Raw genomic sequence first — 18872 nt, 5'->3', positions numbered from 1 at the left:
GAAAAGACGGGGAAGAATGTGAATATCAGCGCGCCATTGAAAACCAGTTTCCGGCATTTTTTCCAAGTGCTGGTATTCTCTCTGGTTGGAACGTCGACGGCTAACGCCGCTGGCGGTCATCTGGAACCATTGGTGTATGATATTGGAATTTGCCTGTTTTCAGCCAGTCTACTCGCCATCCTTTTTGCCCGATTTAAAATTCCAAGTATTGCCGCTTTCCTGCTGGCGGGCATTCTTGTGGGCCCGGTTGGTTTTAAGTTAATCACGGATCCGCGGAATATTGAGACCATCGCGGAGCTGGGCTTCATCCTGTTATTGTTCATGATCGGTGTTGAGATTGATATCCGCAAAATTGCAAAGAGCGGAAAAGTCATCATCACTTCGGGAATATTGCAGTATCCGCTGACGGTTTTATTTGGTGTTCTGGTGGTTAAAGCTCTTATATGGCTGGGTTTTTCAAATGCATTCCCCGGTGATTATGATGCGCTTTACTTTGGAATCTTTATCGCCGGATCGTCGACTCTCCTGGTTGTTAAGATGTTTCAGGAAAATTATGAATTGGATACTGAATCCGGTCATCTTTCTTTGGGCCTTCTGGTCTTTCAGGATATCTGGGCGGTTATTGTTCTGACGTTGCAGCCAACGTTTAACTCTCCTGAGCTAACGACTGTCCTCATCTCGTTTCTTGGTATGTTTTTGCTGGTCGCTATTTCCTATCTGTTGGCAAAGGGCTTTATTGCGCAGACTTTTAAGTGGCTTGCGAAAGAGCCCCAAATGATTTTTGTCGCCTCTATTGGATGGTGTTTCTCCGTCGTTTTTATTGGTAGTAGCCTGGATCTTATGGCAGGGGCAATTTTCGACCTGGACGTGACATTGTCGGTGGGGTCAGGGATGAGTGCTCTGATTGCAGGTATGACAATTGCGGCTCTCCCGTACAGCCGGGACATTATCGCCAAGGTGGGTATTGTTCGCGATTTCTTTATCGTGTTGTTTTTTGTTGGTTTGGGTATGAGTGTACCTGTCCTGGACAACTTTATAGTTCCGGCTCTGGCTGTTGTTCTCGCTGTATTTTCACTGTTAAGCCGGCAAATTGTTTTCTTCCCTTTGTTCTACATCACTGGCGGTGACCAGCGACTGGCTCAGGTTACATCATTAAGGTTGGCGCAACTTTCGGAATTTGGTCTTGTCATTGCATATTTGGGGAGCCAGCTTGGCCATATCTCAAGTGATATGTCGGGTGCAATTATATTCGGGTTTGTTATGACAGCGTTGTTGACCCCTGTTCTATACCGAAACGCCCATCGATTTTATGGCCATATGGCGCCTGTTCTACATCGTCTGGGTTTCAAAGAACCGCCTGTTTCATCGAATGAGCTTGAGGCTAATCCTGAGATCGTGCTGTTAGGGTTTCATCGTGTCGCTTCGTCGTTATTGCATGAAATCAGTGAACACAGGCCTGAGCTTCTGAAAAAAATCCTGGTAATTGATTTTAATGTGCAAATTCATGCTGCAATTCGGCGACTGGGGGTCGGGGTGCGATATGGTGATCTTGCTAGTGAACAAACACTCAGTCATTCAGGCATTGAAAAAGCAAAGGTCGTTGTCGCAACGATTTCTGACGATATTCTGCGTGGCACAAGCAACCATAAACTTGTTCAAACCATTCGCCAGATCAATCCGGACGCTATTGTTATTTCCAATGCCGAGCAACCACTGAACGCCAAAGATATTTACGAGGCGGGGGCTGATTATGTTTACATGGGGCGGGTCAATACTGCCCGTGCGCTGGAAGAGATAATCGAACGAACCCTGGATGGTACGTTAAGCGATTATCGACAGGAACAGGAAGAAAAGCATGGGAAATCCCATGAGAGGTCTGAAATCCTCCATTAGAACTCCTGACCGTTAAAACCGGGGGCGCTGACCTTTTTTCAGTTTTTGCAGTATATTCTCCAGATTGTTCAGGAAACTGGATCTGTCTTTTTTCGTGAAAGCGGCATTATATCCTGAGATTTCACCAGTTTCCCGCAAATGTGCGTTCAGGTCACGCATTGCCAAAGACATGCCAATAGACTGATTTGTAAAAGGTTTACCTGATGAATTGAGGACGATCGCTGATTTCTTCAAACACCGGTCCGCCAACGGAATGTCGGAGGTGATAACCACATCCTGATCCGTTACTTTCTCAGCGATCCAGTTGTCAGCGGCATCAAAACCATCATCGACAACAATTTGCTCGATCAATTCACTCGGAGGGATCCGCATCCAGCTGTTGCTGACAACAAACGTTTTCAGGTTGTGGCGGCCGGCTACGCGGTAGATTTCGTCTTTGACAGGACACGCATCTGCGTCGATATAAATTTCAGTCATGACTGCTTATATCAGGTTTGGCCCAGAAAGAAAGGAAGGGGCGCAGCGGTTGTGCTGCGCCCTTTTCCCTTATTTTAGCAGTGAGCGAAGCATCCAGGCGGTTTTCTCATGGATCCTCATGCGATCCGACACCAGAGCCGCAGTCGACTCGTCGTCCGCCTCTTGCGCGACGGCCAAAACCTTCCGGCAGGTTCGTACAACTTGTTCGTGACCTTTGGTGAGGATTGAAACCATTTCCTCGGCGTCAGGGACGCCGTCTATTTCTTCGATTGCACTGAGTTCGTTAAAGGCTTTGTAGGTGCCCGGGGCGGCGACCCCCAAAGTGCGAATTCTCTCGGCAATATCGTCCACGGCGATAGCCAGTTCCGTGTAATGTTCCTCAAACATCAAATGCAAATCCCGGAATTTCGGCCCTGTTACGTTCCAGTGGAAATTATGGGTTTGCAGATACAGGGTGTAGGAATCCGCGAGCAAATGTTTCAAACCATCTGCAATCTTATCCATATCGTTTGAATTAATGCCAATATCGATTTTGCTCATTCTGTTCCCCTTTTTGGCTTTCCTTATAGAAAATTAGTTTAGAATGATTCTAGATTTAGGGTCTTTTTTTCGTTTTTAAACCCTCACTAAAAAATAAATTTCACATCTTGCGTCAAGAAACGTCTTTCTACTTGGACTCCATTTTTCACTCAATTTAAAAAGAACAAAAGATGAACATAGTGGTCAATTAGAGAAAACGTAATTATTCGGCACAAGTTCTTGTGTGGTGAAAATAATGGTTAAGAAAAACTTAAAATCGTTACTTCGTTGATTATTTGAAATGCCTGTAAATCCAAGGTTTTTCGGCATATCTCCATTGACGGACATATAATTCCATGATATTCCATATTATACCATGTCAGCACCATATATTTCGGTTTTGACCGGTGGGAGAGGGAGTTTTTTGAGGGTGAGGCTTAATGGCCCTGTTTCTGTCTAAATATTTAAACAAGGTTGATAAGAAGGGGAGGGTGTCCGTGCCAGCCCGCTTTCGTGCGACCTTGGCAGAAAAAGGCTATACGACCGTCATCCTGTTTCCGACTATTGGGGGCGACGCGATCAACGCTTGTGGCATGGACGTCATGGAGGGTCTGCTGGAGAGTCTTGGCCGTTTGGATCTGTATTCAGAAGAGCAGGATTCTGACGCGGATGTGTTGATGGCCGAGTCTGTCGAATTGCCGATCGATGGCGATGGGCGAATTGTTATTCCTCTGGAAATGTTGCGTGCCGTTGGTATTCAGGATGCCTGTGTTTTCGCCGGACGGGGTGACAGTTTCCGCATATGGGAGCCAAAGGCTTACGAGGCGAATATCGCGGCCGCGAAAGAACGCGCCCGGGCAAAAAGAGCCCGTAAGTCAGCCCGGATGGCGGAGGGTGCAAATGACTGACCATCCACATATTTCTGTTCTTTTAGATGAGGTTCTTGACGTTTTGAAGCCGGCCTCCGGTGAGGTCATCGTTGATGGTACTTTCGGGGCTGGTGGTTACAGTCGCGCGATCCTCGAAGCATCAGACTGTAAGGTCTACGGCATTGATCGGGATCCCCGCGCCATTGCTATGGGGCGTGTGATGGAAAAGGAGTTTCCGGGTCGACTGCAAGTGCTGGAGGGCTGTTACGCCGATATGCAGGCGCTTTTGGCAAAGGTAGGTGTCTCTGCGGTTGACGGAATTGCGTTGGATATTGGTGTTTCTTCCATGCAGATCGATGAAGCAGAACGCGGGTTCTCGTTTATGCGGGATGGGCCTCTTGATATGCGAATGTCTGCAGATGGGCCAACGGCCGCTGATGTGGTGAATTCTGAATCAGAAGCCGAGCTGGCCCGCATTATTTTCCACTATGGTGAAGAGCGCCGGTCCCGTGCAATCGCCAAGGTTCTGGTTGCTCAACGGCAGGAGAAGCCTTTTTCCACTACATTGGAGCTGGCCGACGCGGTCGCAACAGTGGTGCGTCCTACGGGGAAGGGTATTAACCCTGCAACCCGGACGTTTCAGGCCCTGAGAATATTTGTAAATGATGAGTTGGGCCAGCTTGATCAGGGGTTGGCCGCGGCAGAGAAATTGCTGGCGCCGGGTGGTCGTTTGGCTGTTGTGTCTTTTCACAGTCTGGAAGATCGCCGGGTGAAGAAATTCCTGACGGAACGGTCTTCAGCGCGGGCAAATCCCTCTCGCCATTTGCCGCCAGGGGAAGATGGGCCTGCCCCGTCTTTTAAATTGGTGAAGCGCGGTGCAATCAAGGCGCGTGAAGTTGAGGCGTCACAAAATCCCCGGTCACGGTCGGCCCGCTTGCGTGGCGCTGTGCGTACCGAGGCTCCTGTCTGGGGAGATGTGGCATGAAAAGAACAATTACACTTGCCATGGTTATCGCCATCGCCATCGTATCTTACATTCCTTATCAGCTGTATTACGAAACACAGCAGCTTGAGAAGGATTTGAGCGAGTTGCGGAGAGATATTTCCAAGAACAAGCAGGCAATCCGTATTTTGAAAGCTGAATGGGCTTATGAAAACAGGCCGGAAAAATTACAGGCCTTAGCGGCCAAGTATCTGCCGTTGTTACTCGTATCGCCTCATCAGGTGGCGACCTTGGGAGAGGTCCCGCGAAGAGCTATTGATCCTTATATGGTTTCGACGAAAGCGATACCGGTGCCACGTAAACGCCCCGGCCTGAAAAAATGGCAGTCCAAGCCACCTGTCCGGGGGCCTATGCATTTGGCGTCATTTAAGAAAAACAATCAGGCAGCGAGGATCGTCAAATGAGCGGCGATCCTTTTCCCGTTTTAACCCATGGCAATATGGATGCGGATGGCCGTTTCACCGTAAGCCGCACCAAACCCTCCATTCATTTGGAAGGCAGTGCAAAAGAAACGTTGGAGCAGGGCCGTAACCGTTTGGTTGTGGCGGGCTTTCTATTCGCTTTTTGCTTTGTCGTGCTTGCCGGACGGTTGGTGGGTCTTGCCTGGAGCGGGATTGGCACTGAGGAAGAGGTTGCCAATATTGCCCCGAAAAAATCAGGACTTACCCAACCCTTGGGCGCGCGCGCGGAAATCTATGATCGAAATGGGGTTTTGCTGGCAACGACCCTGAATACAGTTTCTTTGTATGCGGATCCCCGGAAAATTCTAAATGTTGATTATGCCGTCCAAAAGCTGCGCGGCGTATTTGATGATTTGAATGAAGCATCACTCTCCACAAAATTATCGGCAAAACGGAATTTCGTCTGGATCAAGCGTCATTTGACACCTGCACAACACCGGGCCGTTAATGATTTGGGTATTCCCGGGCTGTTTTTTGAAGATGAGGAAAAACGGTTCTATCCACTTGGTTCACTTGTATCTCATATGATCGGCTATACCGATATTGACAATAACGGCATCGCTGGCGCTGAGAAATATTTTGACGATCAGCTGGCTGGCAAAAATGGCACGAAGCAGGCCGGAATAAACTTGTCCGTTGACGTGCGTGTACAGCATGCCCTTCGAGATGAACTTGCTCAGTATATGTCCGTATTCCGGGCGATCGGGGCGTCGGGCATGGTTTTGGATGTTACAACCGGTGAAGTGGTGGCGATGGCATCCCTGCCGGACTTCGATCCCAATCGGCCAAAAGACTATCCGGTTGATAGTAAGTTTAACAAAACGACCCTTGGTGTTTACGAGATGGGGTCCACGTTTAAGACTTTTACAACAGCGATGGCGCTGGAGCACCGATCGGTTTCCCTGCGCGATGGATATGATGCGACCAATCCTATTCGGATCGCCGGATTCAGGATTCGGGATGACCACGCCAAGAAAAGATGGTTGTCCGTTCCGGAAATTTACATGTACTCGTCCAATATCGGGACAGCAAAAATGGCAGAGGCTATCGGCCCTAAGAGACATAAGGCATTCTTGCGCCGATTAGGACTGTTGGACAAACCGGTGATTGAACTTCCTGAAGTTGGTGCCCCAATTTTGCCGCCTCGTTGGAATAGGCTTGAGACCATGACTATTTCGTATGGACATGGCCTGTCGGTGAGCCCGCTTCAACTTAGTGCCGCGATTGGTGCGATCGTAAATGGCGGGCAATTGATACAGCCAACAATCTTGAAAAAGAACAGTGACGCTTCGGTGGAAAGCAAGCAGGTTATTCGCAAACAGGTTTCAGATGTTGTCCGCCGGTTGATGAGACTTGTTGTGGAAAAAGGAACCGGTAAAAAAGCGGCTGCAACTGGGTATCTGGTCGGCGGGAAGACAGGTACTGCGGAAAAAGCGGTTAATGGGCGATATAAGAGAGATGCTTTGATTACGTCTTTTGTCAGTGCGTTTCCAATGAATGACCCCCGTTATGTCGTGTTCGCTATGTTGGATGAGCCCAAGGGTAATTCCTCCACTTATGGCTTCAGAAGCGCAGGTTGGACGACGGCCCCTATTGTCAGTCGGGTAATCACCCGGATCGCCCCTATTTTGAAGATTAAGCCGATGGATGAAGAAAGCCCTTCTGTCCAGAAAGCCTTGCATATTCCAATTTACTCACGGGAGAAGAAACATGAAACTTTCTGATCTCCTGCAAATAGATCCGAGCCATCTGGCAAATGACGTTGACGTAAAGGGATTGACCGCAGACAGCCGTGAGGTTGCCCCTGGCTATATTTTCGCCGCCCTCGTTGGCACGGGGCTGGATGGTCGAAATTATATCAAATCCGCGGTTGAGCAGGGTGCCATTGCCATCCTGACGGATAGCGGATATGACCCGTCGGATTGCCCCTTATATTGTCACCAGGTTGATAACCCCCGGCGGGAGCTCGCGTTTCTTGCTGCACGGTTTTACAAAAAGGTGCCCCAAACGGTCGTAGCAGTGACCGGAACAAACGGCAAAACATCTGTCGCGCATTTTGTTCGGGAGATTTGGCAGGGGCTTGGATTACAGGCGGCGAGCCTGGGGACATTGGGCGTTGTTACAGCACAGCAGACGTTGCCCTTAATTTACACGACGCCAGAGCCTGTTTTACTCCACAAAAAGTTGGCCTATTTAGTTGATGAAGGGGTAACGCATCTTGCAATTGAGGCGTCCAGCCATGGGCTCGATCAAAACCGGCTTGATGGGATCGATATTTGTGCGGGAGGGTTTACAAACCTTACTCATGATCATCTTGATTACCATGAAAGCAAAGAAGGGTATCTGAAAGCCAAGCTGGGCTTGGTCGATCGTGTTGTTGCTGTTGGTGGAACAGCAGTTCTTAACGCGGATGTTCCTGAATATTTCCGATTTAAGGATGCCGCCGAAATGCGCGGTCTGTCCGTCCTCAGCTACGGTCGTTCAGGCGATCAGTTAAAAATACTGGATGTAACGTCACACGGCGCCGGGCAGGATATTACTTTGGAAGCTTTTGGGAACCGCTGCGTGGTTGAACTTAAAGTCGCTGGTGAATTTCAGGCAATGAACATGCTTTGTGCGCTAGGTTTGGTGATAAGTGCCGGGGGCGGGTTCGCAAGCGCATTGTCTGTGTTGCCAACAATCGGGAATGTGCCGGGCCGAATGGAGCTGGTGGCTAAAACACCTGCCGGAGCTGACGTCTATGTTGATTTTGCCCATACACCGGACGCATTGGAAACGGTCCTGAAAGCATTGCGACCGCATGCGCATGGCGCTATCCATGCAATAATTGGATGCGGTGGTGACCGGGATAAAACCAAACGCCCTGTAATGGGGCGAGTGGCCGCAGAATTTGCAGACATCGTCTATGTGACTGACGATAATCCAAGAACTGAAAATGCAGCCCAGATCCGATCTGAGATACTCGCCGCATGTCCGCAAGCCAAAGAATTTGCTGACCGGGAACAGGCCATTCATGAAGCGCTAAGCCGTGCGGCCAATGATGATATCGTCCTGATTGCCGGAAAAGGACATGAAAGCGGCCAAATTATTGGGGATACGGTTATTTCTTTTAACGATAAAGAAGTCGCCCAGCGGATCACAAGCCGATTGGAGGCGGGAAAATGACGGCAGAACCCCTTTGGTCAGCATCTGAAATACTTGCCGCCACGAAAGGTGCCTGTGACGATACTTCCTGGCTTGCAAACGGCGTGACAATTGATAGCCGTTCTGTACAAAAGGAAGACTTGTTCATTGCTATTGTAGGCCCGAATAACGATGGCCATGATTATGTCGAGCAGGCGCTTGCAAACGGCGCCAGTGCCGCGATCGTTGATCATATTCCAGAAGGATTGTCAGCGAAGTACTGCCGCAGGCTTGTATTGGTTCCTGATACTCAGGCCGGCATGGAAGATCTTGCGCGCGCGTCTCGGCAGCGGAGCCGGGCAAAAATCGTTGCGATTACGGGCAGTGTGGGTAAAACAAGTACCAAGGAAACACTTGCGCATATTCTGAAGCAGCAGGGCCGGACCCATTGCAGCGTGGGCAGTTTCAACAATCATTGGGGCGTCCCTTTGTCGTTGTCAAGGATGCCTGCCGACGCTGAATATGGCATATTCGAGCTGGGTATGAACCATCCAGGCGAAATTGGGCCGTTATCGCGCATGGTTCGCCCTCATATTGCGATGATCACAGCAATTGCCGCCGCCCATACAGAATTTTTTAAAAGCACAGATGAAATCGCTCTGGCTAAAGCCGAAATCTGCGAGGGTATCGAAGAGAACGGGCTTCTTCTGCTTAACGCTGACGATACCCATTGTCCTGTCTTGACAAAAGAAGCGGAAAAAACAGGCGGTTTTGACATCGTTTATTTCGGCGAGTCACCTTCTGCCACAATTCACCTTGAAGAAGTCGAATTATTGCCCACTAGCAGCAGTATTACAGCAGATGTCTCTGGTGAACGACATGCATTTACACTGTCCGTTCCGGGACGTCACTGGGTGCAAAATATTTTGGGCGTTTTAGGGATTGTGAAATCCTTGGGTGGAGATTTGCAGCAGGCCTGCCACTCTTTGGGAACGATGGTCGCACCGAGCGGCAGAGGGGTGGTAATTGAGGTTCCCTGTGATGGTGGTTCGTTCAAGGTTATTGATGAGAGTTACAATGCCAGTCCTGTCGCTATGCAAGCGGCCTTTCGTGTGTTGGGGCGCCATACAATCCCCCATGGCGGGAGAAAAATAGCGGTTTTGGGAGATATGAGAGAATTGGGCGAAAAATCTCCTGAAATTCATGCTGAGTTGGCAAATGATATCTTGGCGAACGGCATTGATATGGTATATGCGTGCGGTCCCAATATGCGGTATTTATTTGACGTTCTTCCGAACACTAAACAAGCCGGTTATGGCACCAGTTCCAATGATCTGGTGGCACCGCTGTTACACGATATTTCAGCTGGGGACATCGTTTTGATCAAGGGTTCTTTGGGAAGTAAAATGAAAGTAGTGTTGGATGCCGTTCAGGCAAGGTCCAAAGACGTATCGGCAGTCGCGGATAAAGGGGTGTAGGGATGTTATATAATTTTCTTTATCCATTAGCAGACGACTTCGCAATTTTTAATCTGTTCCGGTATCTGACATTTCGGACTGGCGGCGCCATTATGACTGCCCTGATGATCAGTTTCATCTTCGGGCCAATGGTCATTAACTGGCTGAAAAGCAAGCAGCATAGAGGACAACCCATCCGGGATGATGGACCAGAGTCCCATATTATTGCAAAGCAGGGCACACCAACGATGGGCGGCTTTTTGATTCTGCTTGCGCTTGGTACTGCTACACTTTTGTGGGCCGATTTGACAAATGCCTATGTTTGGTCGGTTTTGCTGGTGACGTTAGGGTTCGGCGCAATTGGTTTTGCCGATGACTATCTGAAGGTTAGTCGGCACAATCCAAAAGGCGTCCCCGGTAAAGTCAAACTATTGATGGAGATCCTCATTTCGTTTGCTGCAACGATGTGGATTGTTAAAACAAGTAATCCCGATATTGCGATGGGGTTGACCATTCCCTTCCTGAAGAACGTCCTGATTGATCTGGGCTGGTTTTATATCCCTTTTGGCATGCTGGTTATGGTCGGTGCGTCCAATGCTGTTAATTTAACAGACGGGCTGGACGGTCTTGCCATTGTGCCGGTCATGATTGCTGGAACCTCGTTTGGTCTGATTGCCTATCTGGTGGGTAATACGGTTTTCTCAGATTATCTGCAGATCAGGACGGTGCCGGGAGCGGGAGAATTGCTCGTTTTTTGCGGTGCCTTGATCGGTGCGGGCCTTGGGTTTCTGTGGTTTAACGCCCCGCCGGCGATGGTCTTTATGGGGGACACGGGATCTCTTGCGATGGGGGGCGCCTTAGGCGCGATCAGCGTTGTAACCCGGCATGAGATTGTTCTTGCGGTTATTGGTGGTTTGTTCGTTCTGGAAACCGTGTCAGTGATTGTTCAGGTTGCCTCGTTCAAATTAACAGGGAAACGTGTTTTCAGGATGGCACCCTTGCATCATCACTATGAAAAGAAAGGTTGGGCTGAACCCACAATCGTTATTCGGTTCTGGATTATTGCCGTGATCCTGGCATTGATCGGCCTCGCGTCGTTGAAACTGAGATAAAGGAATGATGAAAAGTCACGCGTTTGAAAATAAAGAAATAGCCGTTTTTGGTCTTGGTAAAAGCGGATTTGCAACAGCTTTGCGGTTGCAAGAGGGACAGGCGCGTGTCTTTGTTTGGGATGATAATGAAGGACGGCGGAGTGCGGCTCAGGAAATGGGCCTTTCTGTTCAGAACTTCGGTGGCACTGAAACGTCTTCTGTCGATGCCCTGGTTCTGAGTCCTGGTGTTCCCCTGACGCATCCTGAACCCCACCCTGTTGTTAAAAAAGCCCAGAAGAACCACATTCCAATCGTCGGCGATGTGGAAATATTTATGCAGGAAAAAGAGGCGGGTAGAGTTGTTGGAATTACAGGAACCAATGGTAAATCAACAACAACCGCGCTGATCAATCATATCCTGGCTGTGAATAATTGCGAGACTGCAATGGGCGGAAATATTGGTACGCCGGTTATGGATTTGCCGCAGTTGGGGCAAGACGGGGTCTATGTTCTTGAATTATCTTCCTATCAACTGGATCTGACACCTTCATGGCAGGCCGATATTGCGGTTATTCTGAATGTTACGCCGGATCATCTTGATCGGCATGGCGATATTCAGCACTACGCGTCTGTCAAACAGCGTATTTTCCAGAAACAGACCTCAGAGGGAGTGGCGGTCATAAATTCAGATGATCCGTTCTGCCAGCTCATGGCAGAGGATATCCTTAAAAATGGTGCTCAGCGTGTGCTTCCCATTTCAACCAAACGTCCTTTGCAAACCGGCATTTATGTGCTGAACGGTATTTTGACGGATAAGACTGAACGGGGCATGGGCTGGTCCATTGATATAAGCAATGTCGATAGCTTGAGAGGTGTCCACAACTGGCAGAACGCAGCGGCGGCTGTTAGTGTTGTTCGTTCCTTGGGGCTGGATAATGAGCAGATTGAAAAAGGCTTGCGAAGTTTTGGCGGCCTGGTCCATCGGATGGAACAGATCGACAAAAAAGGAAAAATTCGATTTGTAAATGACTCGAAAGCCACCAATGCGGAAGCTGCGGAAAAGGCATTGTCGTCATTTGAGAATATCTTCTGGATTTGCGGCGGACGTGCAAAATCGGGAGGGATTGAGAGCCTTTCTCCCTATTTTTCCAGAATTCAAAAAGCCTATCTGATTGGTGAATGCGCGGACCAGTTTGAAACCACCTTGGCGGGGCATGTAAAGCTTGAAAAATGTAAAGAGTTGAAAGCCGCTTTCCAGTCGGCATTGTCCGATGCCAAGGCCTTTGATGAGGAATGCGTGATCCTGTTATCTCCCGCGACGGCCAGTTTCGATCAGTTTCCAAGCTTCGAAGCGCGCGGTGATGCGTTTCGCACTTTGGTGGAAGGGGAGCGTTCATGACGACATTTACGCGGCTGGATAGATCGGTTGTTGGTCGGTGGTGGTGGACTGTCGATCGTTGGACGTTGCTGGCCGTGGGCCTGTTGCTCGCAATGGGCGGAATGATGGTGCTGGCTGCCAGTCCGGCAGTGGCCGAACGTATCGGTCTGGATAGTTTTCACTTTGTGAAACGTCAGTTCTTTTATCTGCCTGTGGCCATTGGCATTATTTTTTCAATTTCCTTGATGTCCCCCTTATGGGTGAGACGGCTTGCGGTTATTGTTTTCGGCGTTTGTGTTCTGCTGACAGTGGCGACTTTGCTGGTTGGCCCAGAAGTGAAAGGCGCAAAGCGCTGGCTGCATTTTGGAAGTTTTACATTGCAACCTACCGAGTTTTTAAAGCCTTCCTTTGCGGTCGTTGCTGCCTGGATGTTTGCTCAGCAACGTAAAAGCGACGAAATTCCTGGCAACCTGATCTCGATGGGGCTTTTCGTTATGGTTGTCGGCTTGCTGCTCGCCCAACCGGATGTCGGGATGACGCTGGTTATTTCAGCGGTCTGGTTTGCACAGTTCTTTCTCGCAGGCCTGCCAATTATCTGGGTTGTCATGTTCCTTGGCATCGGCATAGTCAGTGCCGCAATGGCCTATACCCTGTTTCCACATGTTGCCAGCCGCGTTGATCGTTTTATGGACCCTTCTGGCGGCGGAAATTATCAAATCGAGCGCGCAATGGAAGCCTTTCAAACGGGCGGTTTTTTTGGAGTGGGGCCCGGGGACGGATCGGTGAAAACGGTTCTTCCTGATGCGCATACAGACTTTATTTTTGCCGTGGTTGGTGAAGAGTTCGGCGTTCTATTCTGTCTGGTTCTTGTTGCACTGTTTGCTTTTGTCATTCTGAGAGGCTTAAGCCGGCTGCTCGCCGAGAAAAACTTCTTCGTCGTGTTGGCCGCGGCCGGGTTGCTAACGCAGTTTGGATTGCAGGCTATTATCAATATGGGGGTGAACCTTCGTCTGATGCCAACGAAAGGCATGACCCTACCTTTTATTTCTTATGGCGGTTCCTCCATGCTGGCATTGGCGTTTCTGATGGGAATGTTGCTGGCATTCAGCCGGCGCCGTGTGGGTTCAGGTGATGTGTAATGACTGAAAAACGCAAACATATCGTTCTGGCCAGTGGCGGAACCGGTGGACATATCTTCCCTGCGCGCGCGCTCGCCGAGGAGTTAATCTCCCGCAATATGGACGTTACACTGATGACTGATCAGCGGGGCGAAAAATACGAACAGCTTTTCCCCGGGGTTAAGATTGTGCCTGTCACTTCAGCGTCCCCCTCTGTTGGAGGCGTGTTGGGCAAGCTGGTGGCAGGGTTCAAGCTGTTGCTTGGAACGCTTCAATCGATTTTTATTCTAAGAAAGTTAAAGCCGGACGTGGTTGTAGGTTTCGGTGGGTACCCATCCATGCCCCCCGCTGCAGCGGCATCCTTTTTGGGTGTGCCATTGATCTTGCACGAGCAAAATGCTGTCCTTGGCCGGGTCAACCGGTTGCTGTCCGGTATGGCGAAGAAGATTGCGACATCGTTCCATCATACAGAAAGCGGTGCGCGTGAGATTGCCTCAAAAATGAGTTTTACAGGAAATCCGGTTCGCCAGGAAATTATTGCATTGCATGGGCGCGGATACGCTGAACCCACCGTCAAAGATCCGATCAAGCTTTTGATCCTGGGCGGCAGTCAAGGGGCGACAGTGCTTTCAGATGTTGTACCAGCGGCGATCGCTGATCTTCCAGACAGTTTGCAATCACGGCTTCATGTCATTCAGCAATGCCGGCCAGAAGATCTTGCCCGTGTCGAGGCGGCCTATCAGAAAACATCAGTGACAACGACCCTCGCGGCCTTTTTTGATAATGTTCCTGAATTACTAAACGACTGTCATCTGGCGATTACCCGCTCTGGGGCTTCCACAATTGCTGAACTTACGGTGTCTGGTCGGCCCGCGATTTTGGTGCCCTACAAGTTTGCAATGGATAACCATCAGCTTAAAAATGCTGAGAATGAAGTTGCAAAAGGGGCCGCCCGATTGATCCTTCAGGATGAGTTTTCTGTGACCTCGCTAAAAGGTCATTTAGAGGATCTTTTCAGCCATCCGGACAAACTGACCTGTATGGCAAGAGCATCTGCCCAACTTGGCGAAATTAACGCCGCGCAGAAATTGGCAGACATGGTAGCAAAATTAAACAAATCGACTAAAAGCGGGACCTCTCGCTCGAACGGAAAGGTCGCGGCATGAGAGCGCTTCCCCTTGATATTGGCCTGGTGCATTTCGTTGGTATCGGCGGAATTGGAATGAGCGGCATTGCAGAAGTGATGCACAATCTTGGTTATAGCGTCCAAGGGTCCGACCTGTCCCGTAACCCGAATGTTGAGCGTCTTGAGGCGCTGGGGATCAAGGTGTCTATTGGGCACCGCGAAGAGAATCTCGGAGAAAGCCGCGTTGTTGTTATTTCGTCAGCGGTTAAAAGCGACAACCCTGAAGTCAAGGAAGCGCGGGCGAACCTTATTCCGGTTGTCCGCCGTGCGGAAATGCTGGCAGAACTCATGCGTCTTCGCTGGGCCATTGCTGTTGGCGGTACCCACGGAAAAACAACAACAACTTCCTTGCTTGCAGGGATGCTTGATACAGCGAAAATGGAACCGACGGTTATCAATGGCGGTATTATTAATGCATATGGTACAAATGCGCGCCTTGGAAAAGGCGACTGGATGGTTGTTGAAGCGGACGAGTCTGATGGTAGTTTTGTAAAACTTCCAGCCACTATCGCCATCGTTACCAATATTGATCCGGAACATCTCGATTTTTATGGTGATTTTGACGGCGTAAGAGATGCCTTTCTTACGTTTGTTGAAAATATCCCGTTCTATGGATTTGCCGCCTTGTGTATTGATCATCCCGAGGTCCAGGCGTTAATCGGAAGGGTTTCCGATCGTCGACTGATTAGTTATGGCTTGTCTCCGCAGGCTGATTATCGGGCGGTTGACGTTCGCTATGAAGCTGGCGGCGCAAGGTTTAGCGTATCCATCAGTGACCGGGCAGGTGGCAACGCCCGTGTTATGAAAGGGTTCGAGCTGCCGATGCCCGGCGCGCATAACGTTCAAAATGCCATGGCGGCTGTGGCTGTGGGCCATGAAATGGGATTTGACGAGGTTACTCTCAAAAAATCACTGCGCGAATTCAGCGGTGTGAAACGCCGATTTACGAAAACGGGCGAGGTTGACGGTGTCACGATTATCGATGATTACGGACATCACCCCGTCGAGATTTCATCTGTTTTGAATGCGGCCCGCCAGGCCTATACGGGTAAAATTATTGCCGTGGTTCAGCCGCACCGATATTCCCGTTTGAAGGATCTTTTTGAAGATTTCTGCACCTGTTTCAATGATGCTGATGTTGTCATCGTGGCAGATATTTACGCGGCCGGTGAAGAGCCATTGGAAGGCATCAGTCAGGATAGTTATGTAGAAGGACTGAAAACACGCGGTCACCGCAGGGTCCTGGCATTGGAAGGGCCGGAACATCTTGCCGATATGGTGCGCGAAGAAACGAACAGTGGTGATGTTGTCGTTTGTCTTGGTGCCGGGTCAATTTCTTTGTGGGCAAACAAATTGCCCTCTGAACTTGCTGCCCGTCAGGATATAGAGGAGGCAGAATGAACCCAATGGCTGTGAACATACAATCATTGGCGGAGGCACTGCCTGAGGTAAAAGGGCGGATTAAAAGAGATGTGCCTTTGAGTAAGGTTACCTGGTTTCAGGTAGGCGGTCCGGCGGATGTTTTGTTCAAGCCCGCTGACGAAACTGATTTGGCCGGTTTTCTGAAAAGTACATCTGAAGATATCCCGGTTTTTGTTCTTGGTGTTGGGTCGAACCTGTTGGTTCGCGATAGTGGTTTTCGGGGTGTTGTGATCCGGCTGGGGCGTGAATTTTCCAAGATTGAACAGATCGGTGAGAACCTGTTGCGTGTTGGCGCCGGGGCAAGTGATTTACAGGTGGCGCGCTATGCAGAAGAAAAGGGATTAACCGAGGCGGAATTCCTGAGTGGTATTCCGGGAAGTATTGGTGGGGCTCTGCGAATGAATGCGGGCGCATATGGTAATGAAATAAGTGATATTCTGGTATCAGCAACCGCGTATGATCGTCAGGGTATCCGACATGAGGTGTCGGCGGAAGATTTCGGTTTTTCATACCGTCACTGCGAATTGCCCTGCGACTGGATCTTTACAGAAGCCGTTTTTAAACTGTCCGCGGGAGAAGTGTCGAGTATTTCCCGGAAAATGGCAGAAATTGCCAAAAGCCGTGAAGATAGCCAACCTGTCAGAAGTCGAACAGGTGGATCCACCTTTGCCAATCCACCGGGTAAGAAGGCATGGGAGTTGATCGATGCTGTCGGTGCGCGTGGTTTGTCGAAGGGGGCGGCGCAGATTTCAGAAAAGCACTGTAATTTCCTGATCAATAACGGCGGGGCAACGGCTGCTGATATCGAAAGCGTTGCCGAAGAAGCCCGCCGCCGGGTCTTCAAGGAATTCGACACGCTGCTGCGATGGGAGATTGTGCGCCTGGGTGAAAAAGAGACGGGTGCGATGATCAATGAAAAAGAGGACCGTTCATGAAAAAAGTAGCTGTTTTAATGGGCGGGTGGTCCGCTGAACGGGAAGTTTCTTTGGATAGTGGGCGCGCCTGCGCCGCTGCGCTTGAACGGTGTGGATATGAGGTGATCCCAATTGATGTAGAACGGAATATTGCGTCTGTTCTGGAAATGATGGCGCCTGACGTTTGTTTCAATGCCTTGCATGGTCGTTATGGCGAGGATGGAACCGTTCAGGGAGTTCTTGAAGTCCTGGGTATTCCGTATACGCATTCCGGTGTAATGGCCTCTGCAATTGCCATGGATAAGCCAAAGGCGAAAACGCTTTTTGAAGCGGCAGGTCTTCGATGTGCAGAAGGCCGGATTGTTACGCGAAAAGAGGTTTTGGACGGCGCAGATTATGAAAAGCCTTTTGTTATCAAGCCATTAAATGAAGGGTCTAGTGTCGGTGTTACCATTATTCTGGATAATGAAAACCGAACCTTACAAGATATTCCGTGGACATTTGGGAATGAAGTTCTGATTGAAACCTACATTCCGGGGCGGGAAATTCAGGTTGCGGTCATGGGAGATCAGGCTTTGGGGGCAGTCGAAATCAAGCCTCTCGGGCGGTTTTACGATTATGAAGCCAAATATACGGCCGGAAAAGCAGAACATTTAATGCCTGCACCATTGCCTCAGGATCGGTATAACGAAGTTCTTCAAATGGCTGTGACGGCCCATCAGGTTTTGGGATGCAAAGGGGTTAGCAGGTCGGACTTTCGACTGGATGATCTGAACGGGGATGGGCAAGGGGATTTCTATATTCTTGAAACGAATACCCAGCCGGGAATGACCGAATTAAGTCTGGTTCCTGAAATTGCCGCGCATATGGGTATTTCTTTTGAAGAACTGGTTCGTTGGATGGTAGAGGATGCGTCATGCGAGAGATAAAGGTTTCCGCGCAGGACCGGCCGGTTAAGGTGCCGCCCAAAGTGCGTAAAAAGAAAACTGCAGGGCCTAAAAAGCAACGGAAAAAGACGGCTTCTTCACCGTCGTTCTTCTCCGTTTTCCACCCTGTTGGTCGTTTCTTTGCAGGCCTTCGCAATCTGTCGGTAAGTCTGCTTTCCATGAGTCGGAAGACGCCAAAACAGGGGCGCAAAGGAAAACGAAGGGGGGCACCGAATGGACTCCGAAAATATGGTGTTCCGGCGCTGTTAATTCTTACAGTCACGCTTCCCATTGGCGGTCTGGGATACTATATCGTTCAGAATTCCGTCATAGACAGAACGACAGCATGGATCTCTGAAACAACGAACGCATTGGTGACATCGTCTGGCTTGACGGTGCAGGAAGTGACTGTTGCCGGGCGCGAAAGAACGTCAACGCGCGACATGATGAAGGCGCTGGGCGTTGTTCGTGGCGACAATATTCTAACCTTTAATCCCGAAGAGGCCCGGCGCCGGGTTGAAAGCCTTGGCTGGGTTGAGCATGCCTCAGTAATGCGGCGTTTTCCTGATGAAGTGTTTATTCGTGTAACGGAAAGGCGCCCCTTTGCCCGTTGGCAATCGAATAATAAAACGGTGGTTATTGATCGAAAAGGGGCTGTGGTGTCAACGCGGGACAGTAAAGAATTCCGGTATTTGCCAAAGGTCGTGGGGAAAGATGCGAATATGGATGCCGCAGCGCTGTTCGATGTTCTGGCGGGATCTCCTGAATTATTTACCCGTTTGCAAAATGCGGTCCGGATCCGCGGTCGTCGTTGGAACCTGGAGTTTGATAACGGTGTCTCGGTTTTTCTCCCTGAGGAGCACGCCGCACAGGCCTGGCAGCGTTTGGCCCGGATGCATGATGAGGAGGCCATCTTGAACAAGGCGGTTTTATCGATTGATATGAGATCGGCCCAGAAAATGTATGTGCGACTGAAATCGGATGATGCAGATTTCCGCCGTGTGGCAGCGAATGCAGGCAAGGAAACATAAGGGC

At 49.8% G+C, this 18872-nt stretch carries 17 protein-coding genes; 15 read left to right on the top strand and 2 right to left on the bottom strand.

The features are described from left to right. Positions 1-18 precede the first annotated feature (18 nt). Positions 19-1893 carry a cation:proton antiporter gene (locus OIR97_RS13690; protein ID WP_169542823.1) on the top strand — a complete coding sequence of 625 codons (1875 nt, stop codon included), beginning with the start codon at positions 19-21 and terminating at the stop codon, positions 1891-1893. Positions 1894-1905: 12 nt separating this feature from the next. On the opposite strand, the gene OIR97_RS13685 is transcribed toward OIR97_RS13690, so the two are convergent. Together OIR97_RS13685 and OIR97_RS13680 are read right to left on the bottom strand one after the other, a co-directional pair. Then, positions 1906-2370, bottom strand: a complete 465-nt coding sequence (locus OIR97_RS13685; protein ID WP_169542822.1) for a YaiI/YqxD family protein — start codon at positions 2368-2370, stop codon at positions 1906-1908. A 69-nt stretch (positions 2371-2439) separates the two neighbouring features. Then, positions 2440-2910 (bottom strand): Dps family protein, encoded by a 471-nt coding sequence (locus OIR97_RS13680; RefSeq protein WP_169542821.1) that lies wholly within the window; start codon positions 2908-2910, stop codon positions 2440-2442. A 476-nt stretch (positions 2911-3386) separates the two neighbouring features. On the opposite strand from OIR97_RS13680, the gene OIR97_RS13675 reads away from it, so the two are divergent. Genes OIR97_RS13675 through OIR97_RS13610 form a run of 14 tightly spaced genes read left to right on the top strand, consistent with a single transcriptional unit; the run spans position 3387 to position 18868 of the window. Beyond that, on the top strand, positions 3387-3797 hold the full coding sequence (locus OIR97_RS13675; protein ID WP_407696658.1) for a division/cell wall cluster transcriptional repressor MraZ: 411 nt from the start codon (positions 3387-3389) through the stop codon (positions 3795-3797). Then, complete coding sequence (gene rsmH / locus OIR97_RS13670; protein ID WP_169542820.1) at positions 3790-4743, top strand: 16S rRNA (cytosine(1402)-N(4))-methyltransferase RsmH; 954 nt, start codon at positions 3790-3792, stop codon at positions 4741-4743. The genes OIR97_RS13675 and rsmH overlap by 8 nt, the downstream gene beginning before the upstream one ends. Next, a complete protein-coding gene (gene ftsL / locus OIR97_RS13665; RefSeq protein ID WP_169542819.1) occupies positions 4740-5165 on the top strand; it encodes a cell division protein FtsL in 426 nt (141 codons plus the stop codon). The genes rsmH and ftsL overlap by 4 nt, the downstream gene beginning before the upstream one ends. Next, positions 5162-6946 (top strand): peptidoglycan D,D-transpeptidase FtsI family protein, encoded by a 1785-nt coding sequence (locus OIR97_RS13660; protein ID WP_219821514.1) that lies wholly within the window; start codon positions 5162-5164, stop codon positions 6944-6946. The genes ftsL and OIR97_RS13660 overlap by 4 nt, the downstream gene beginning before the upstream one ends. Next, on the top strand, positions 6933-8387 hold the full coding sequence (locus tag OIR97_RS13655) for a UDP-N-acetylmuramoyl-L-alanyl-D-glutamate--2,6-diaminopimelate ligase (protein ID WP_169542818.1): 1455 nt from the start codon (positions 6933-6935) through the stop codon (positions 8385-8387). Before OIR97_RS13660 ends, OIR97_RS13655 begins: the two co-directional genes overlap by 14 nt. Then, entirely contained in the window at positions 8384-9823 is a 1440-nt protein-coding gene (locus OIR97_RS13650) for a UDP-N-acetylmuramoyl-tripeptide--D-alanyl-D-alanine ligase (RefSeq protein WP_169542817.1), read from the top strand. The genes OIR97_RS13655 and OIR97_RS13650 overlap by 4 nt, the downstream gene beginning before the upstream one ends. Positions 9824-9825: 2 nt before the next feature. Next, positions 9826-10914, top strand: a complete 1089-nt coding sequence (gene mraY, locus OIR97_RS13645; RefSeq protein WP_169542816.1) for a phospho-N-acetylmuramoyl-pentapeptide-transferase — start codon at positions 9826-9828, stop codon at positions 10912-10914. A 4-nt stretch (positions 10915-10918) separates the two neighbouring features. Beyond that, positions 10919-12292: a UDP-N-acetylmuramoyl-L-alanine--D-glutamate ligase gene (murD, locus tag OIR97_RS13640; RefSeq protein WP_169542815.1), complete on the top strand. Its 1374-nt coding sequence runs from the start codon at positions 10919-10921 to the stop codon at positions 12290-12292. Next, a complete protein-coding gene (gene ftsW, locus OIR97_RS13635; RefSeq protein WP_169542814.1) occupies positions 12289-13410 on the top strand; it encodes a putative lipid II flippase FtsW in 1122 nt (373 codons plus the stop codon). Before murD ends, ftsW begins: the two co-directional genes overlap by 4 nt. Beyond that, a complete protein-coding gene (gene murG, locus OIR97_RS13630) occupies positions 13410-14555 on the top strand; it encodes an undecaprenyldiphospho-muramoylpentapeptide beta-N-acetylglucosaminyltransferase (protein WP_169542813.1) in 1146 nt (381 codons plus the stop codon). Before ftsW ends, murG begins: the two co-directional genes overlap by 1 nt. Further along, positions 14552-15976: a UDP-N-acetylmuramate--L-alanine ligase gene (murC, locus tag OIR97_RS13625; protein WP_169542812.1), complete on the top strand. Its 1425-nt coding sequence runs from the start codon at positions 14552-14554 to the stop codon at positions 15974-15976. The genes murG and murC overlap by 4 nt, the downstream gene beginning before the upstream one ends. Continuing rightward, positions 15973-16932, top strand: coding sequence for a UDP-N-acetylmuramate dehydrogenase (gene murB / locus OIR97_RS13620; protein ID WP_219821513.1), 960 nt, complete (start codon positions 15973-15975; stop codon positions 16930-16932). The genes murC and murB overlap by 4 nt, the downstream gene beginning before the upstream one ends. Beyond that, positions 16929-17840 (top strand): D-alanine--D-alanine ligase, encoded by a 912-nt coding sequence (locus tag OIR97_RS13615; protein WP_169542811.1) that lies wholly within the window; start codon positions 16929-16931, stop codon positions 17838-17840. Before murB ends, OIR97_RS13615 begins: the two co-directional genes overlap by 4 nt. Next, positions 17828-18868, top strand: coding sequence for a cell division protein FtsQ/DivIB (locus tag OIR97_RS13610; RefSeq protein ID WP_169542810.1), 1041 nt, complete (start codon positions 17828-17830; stop codon positions 18866-18868). Before OIR97_RS13615 ends, OIR97_RS13610 begins: the two co-directional genes overlap by 13 nt. Positions 18869-18872: the final 4 nt, after the last annotated feature.

This window comes from Sneathiella aquimaris, from assembly GCF_026409565.1.
GTDB lineage: Bacteria > Pseudomonadota > Alphaproteobacteria > Sneathiellales > Sneathiellaceae > Sneathiella > Sneathiella aquimaris.
This window is presented reverse-complemented; position numbering and strand designations above follow the sequence as displayed.

Bases quoted from the DNA above. Each gene is read 5' to 3' on its own strand.
- OIR97_RS13615 (WP_169542811.1), top strand. From the start codon at position 16,929: ATGAAAAAAGTAGCTGTTTTAATGGGCGGGTGGTCCGCTGAACGGGAA.
- OIR97_RS13610 (WP_169542810.1), top strand. From the start codon at position 17,828: ATGCGAGAGATAAAGGTTTCCGCGCAGGACCGGCCGGTTAAGGTGCCG.
- ftsW (WP_169542814.1), top strand. From the start codon at position 12,289: ATGACGACATTTACGCGGCTGGATAGATCGGTTGTTGGTCGGTGGTGG.
- rsmH (WP_169542820.1), top strand. From the start codon at position 3,790: ATGACTGACCATCCACATATTTCTGTTCTTTTAGATGAGGTTCTTGAC.
- OIR97_RS13655 (WP_169542818.1), top strand. From the start codon at position 6,933: ATGAAACTTTCTGATCTCCTGCAAATAGATCCGAGCCATCTGGCAAAT.
- murC (WP_169542812.1), top strand. From the start codon at position 14,552: ATGAGAGCGCTTCCCCTTGATATTGGCCTGGTGCATTTCGTTGGTATC.
- OIR97_RS13660 (WP_219821514.1), top strand. From the start codon at position 5,162: ATGAGCGGCGATCCTTTTCCCGTTTTAACCCATGGCAATATGGATGCG.
- murB (WP_219821513.1), top strand. From the start codon at position 15,973: ATGAACCCAATGGCTGTGAACATACAATCATTGGCGGAGGCACTGCCT.
- OIR97_RS13685 (WP_169542822.1), bottom strand. From the start codon at position 2,370: ATGACTGAAATTTATATCGACGCAGATGCGTGTCCTGTCAAAGACGAA.
- OIR97_RS13650 (WP_169542817.1), top strand. From the start codon at position 8,384: ATGACGGCAGAACCCCTTTGGTCAGCATCTGAAATACTTGCCGCCACG.
- OIR97_RS13680 (WP_169542821.1), bottom strand. From the start codon at position 2,910: ATGAGCAAAATCGATATTGGCATTAATTCAAACGATATGGATAAGATT.
- ftsL (WP_169542819.1), top strand. From the start codon at position 4,740: ATGAAAAGAACAATTACACTTGCCATGGTTATCGCCATCGCCATCGTA.
- murD (WP_169542815.1), top strand. From the start codon at position 10,919: ATGATGAAAAGTCACGCGTTTGAAAATAAAGAAATAGCCGTTTTTGGT.
- murG (WP_169542813.1), top strand. From the start codon at position 13,410: ATGACTGAAAAACGCAAACATATCGTTCTGGCCAGTGGCGGAACCGGT.
- mraY (WP_169542816.1), top strand. From the start codon at position 9,826: ATGTTATATAATTTTCTTTATCCATTAGCAGACGACTTCGCAATTTTT.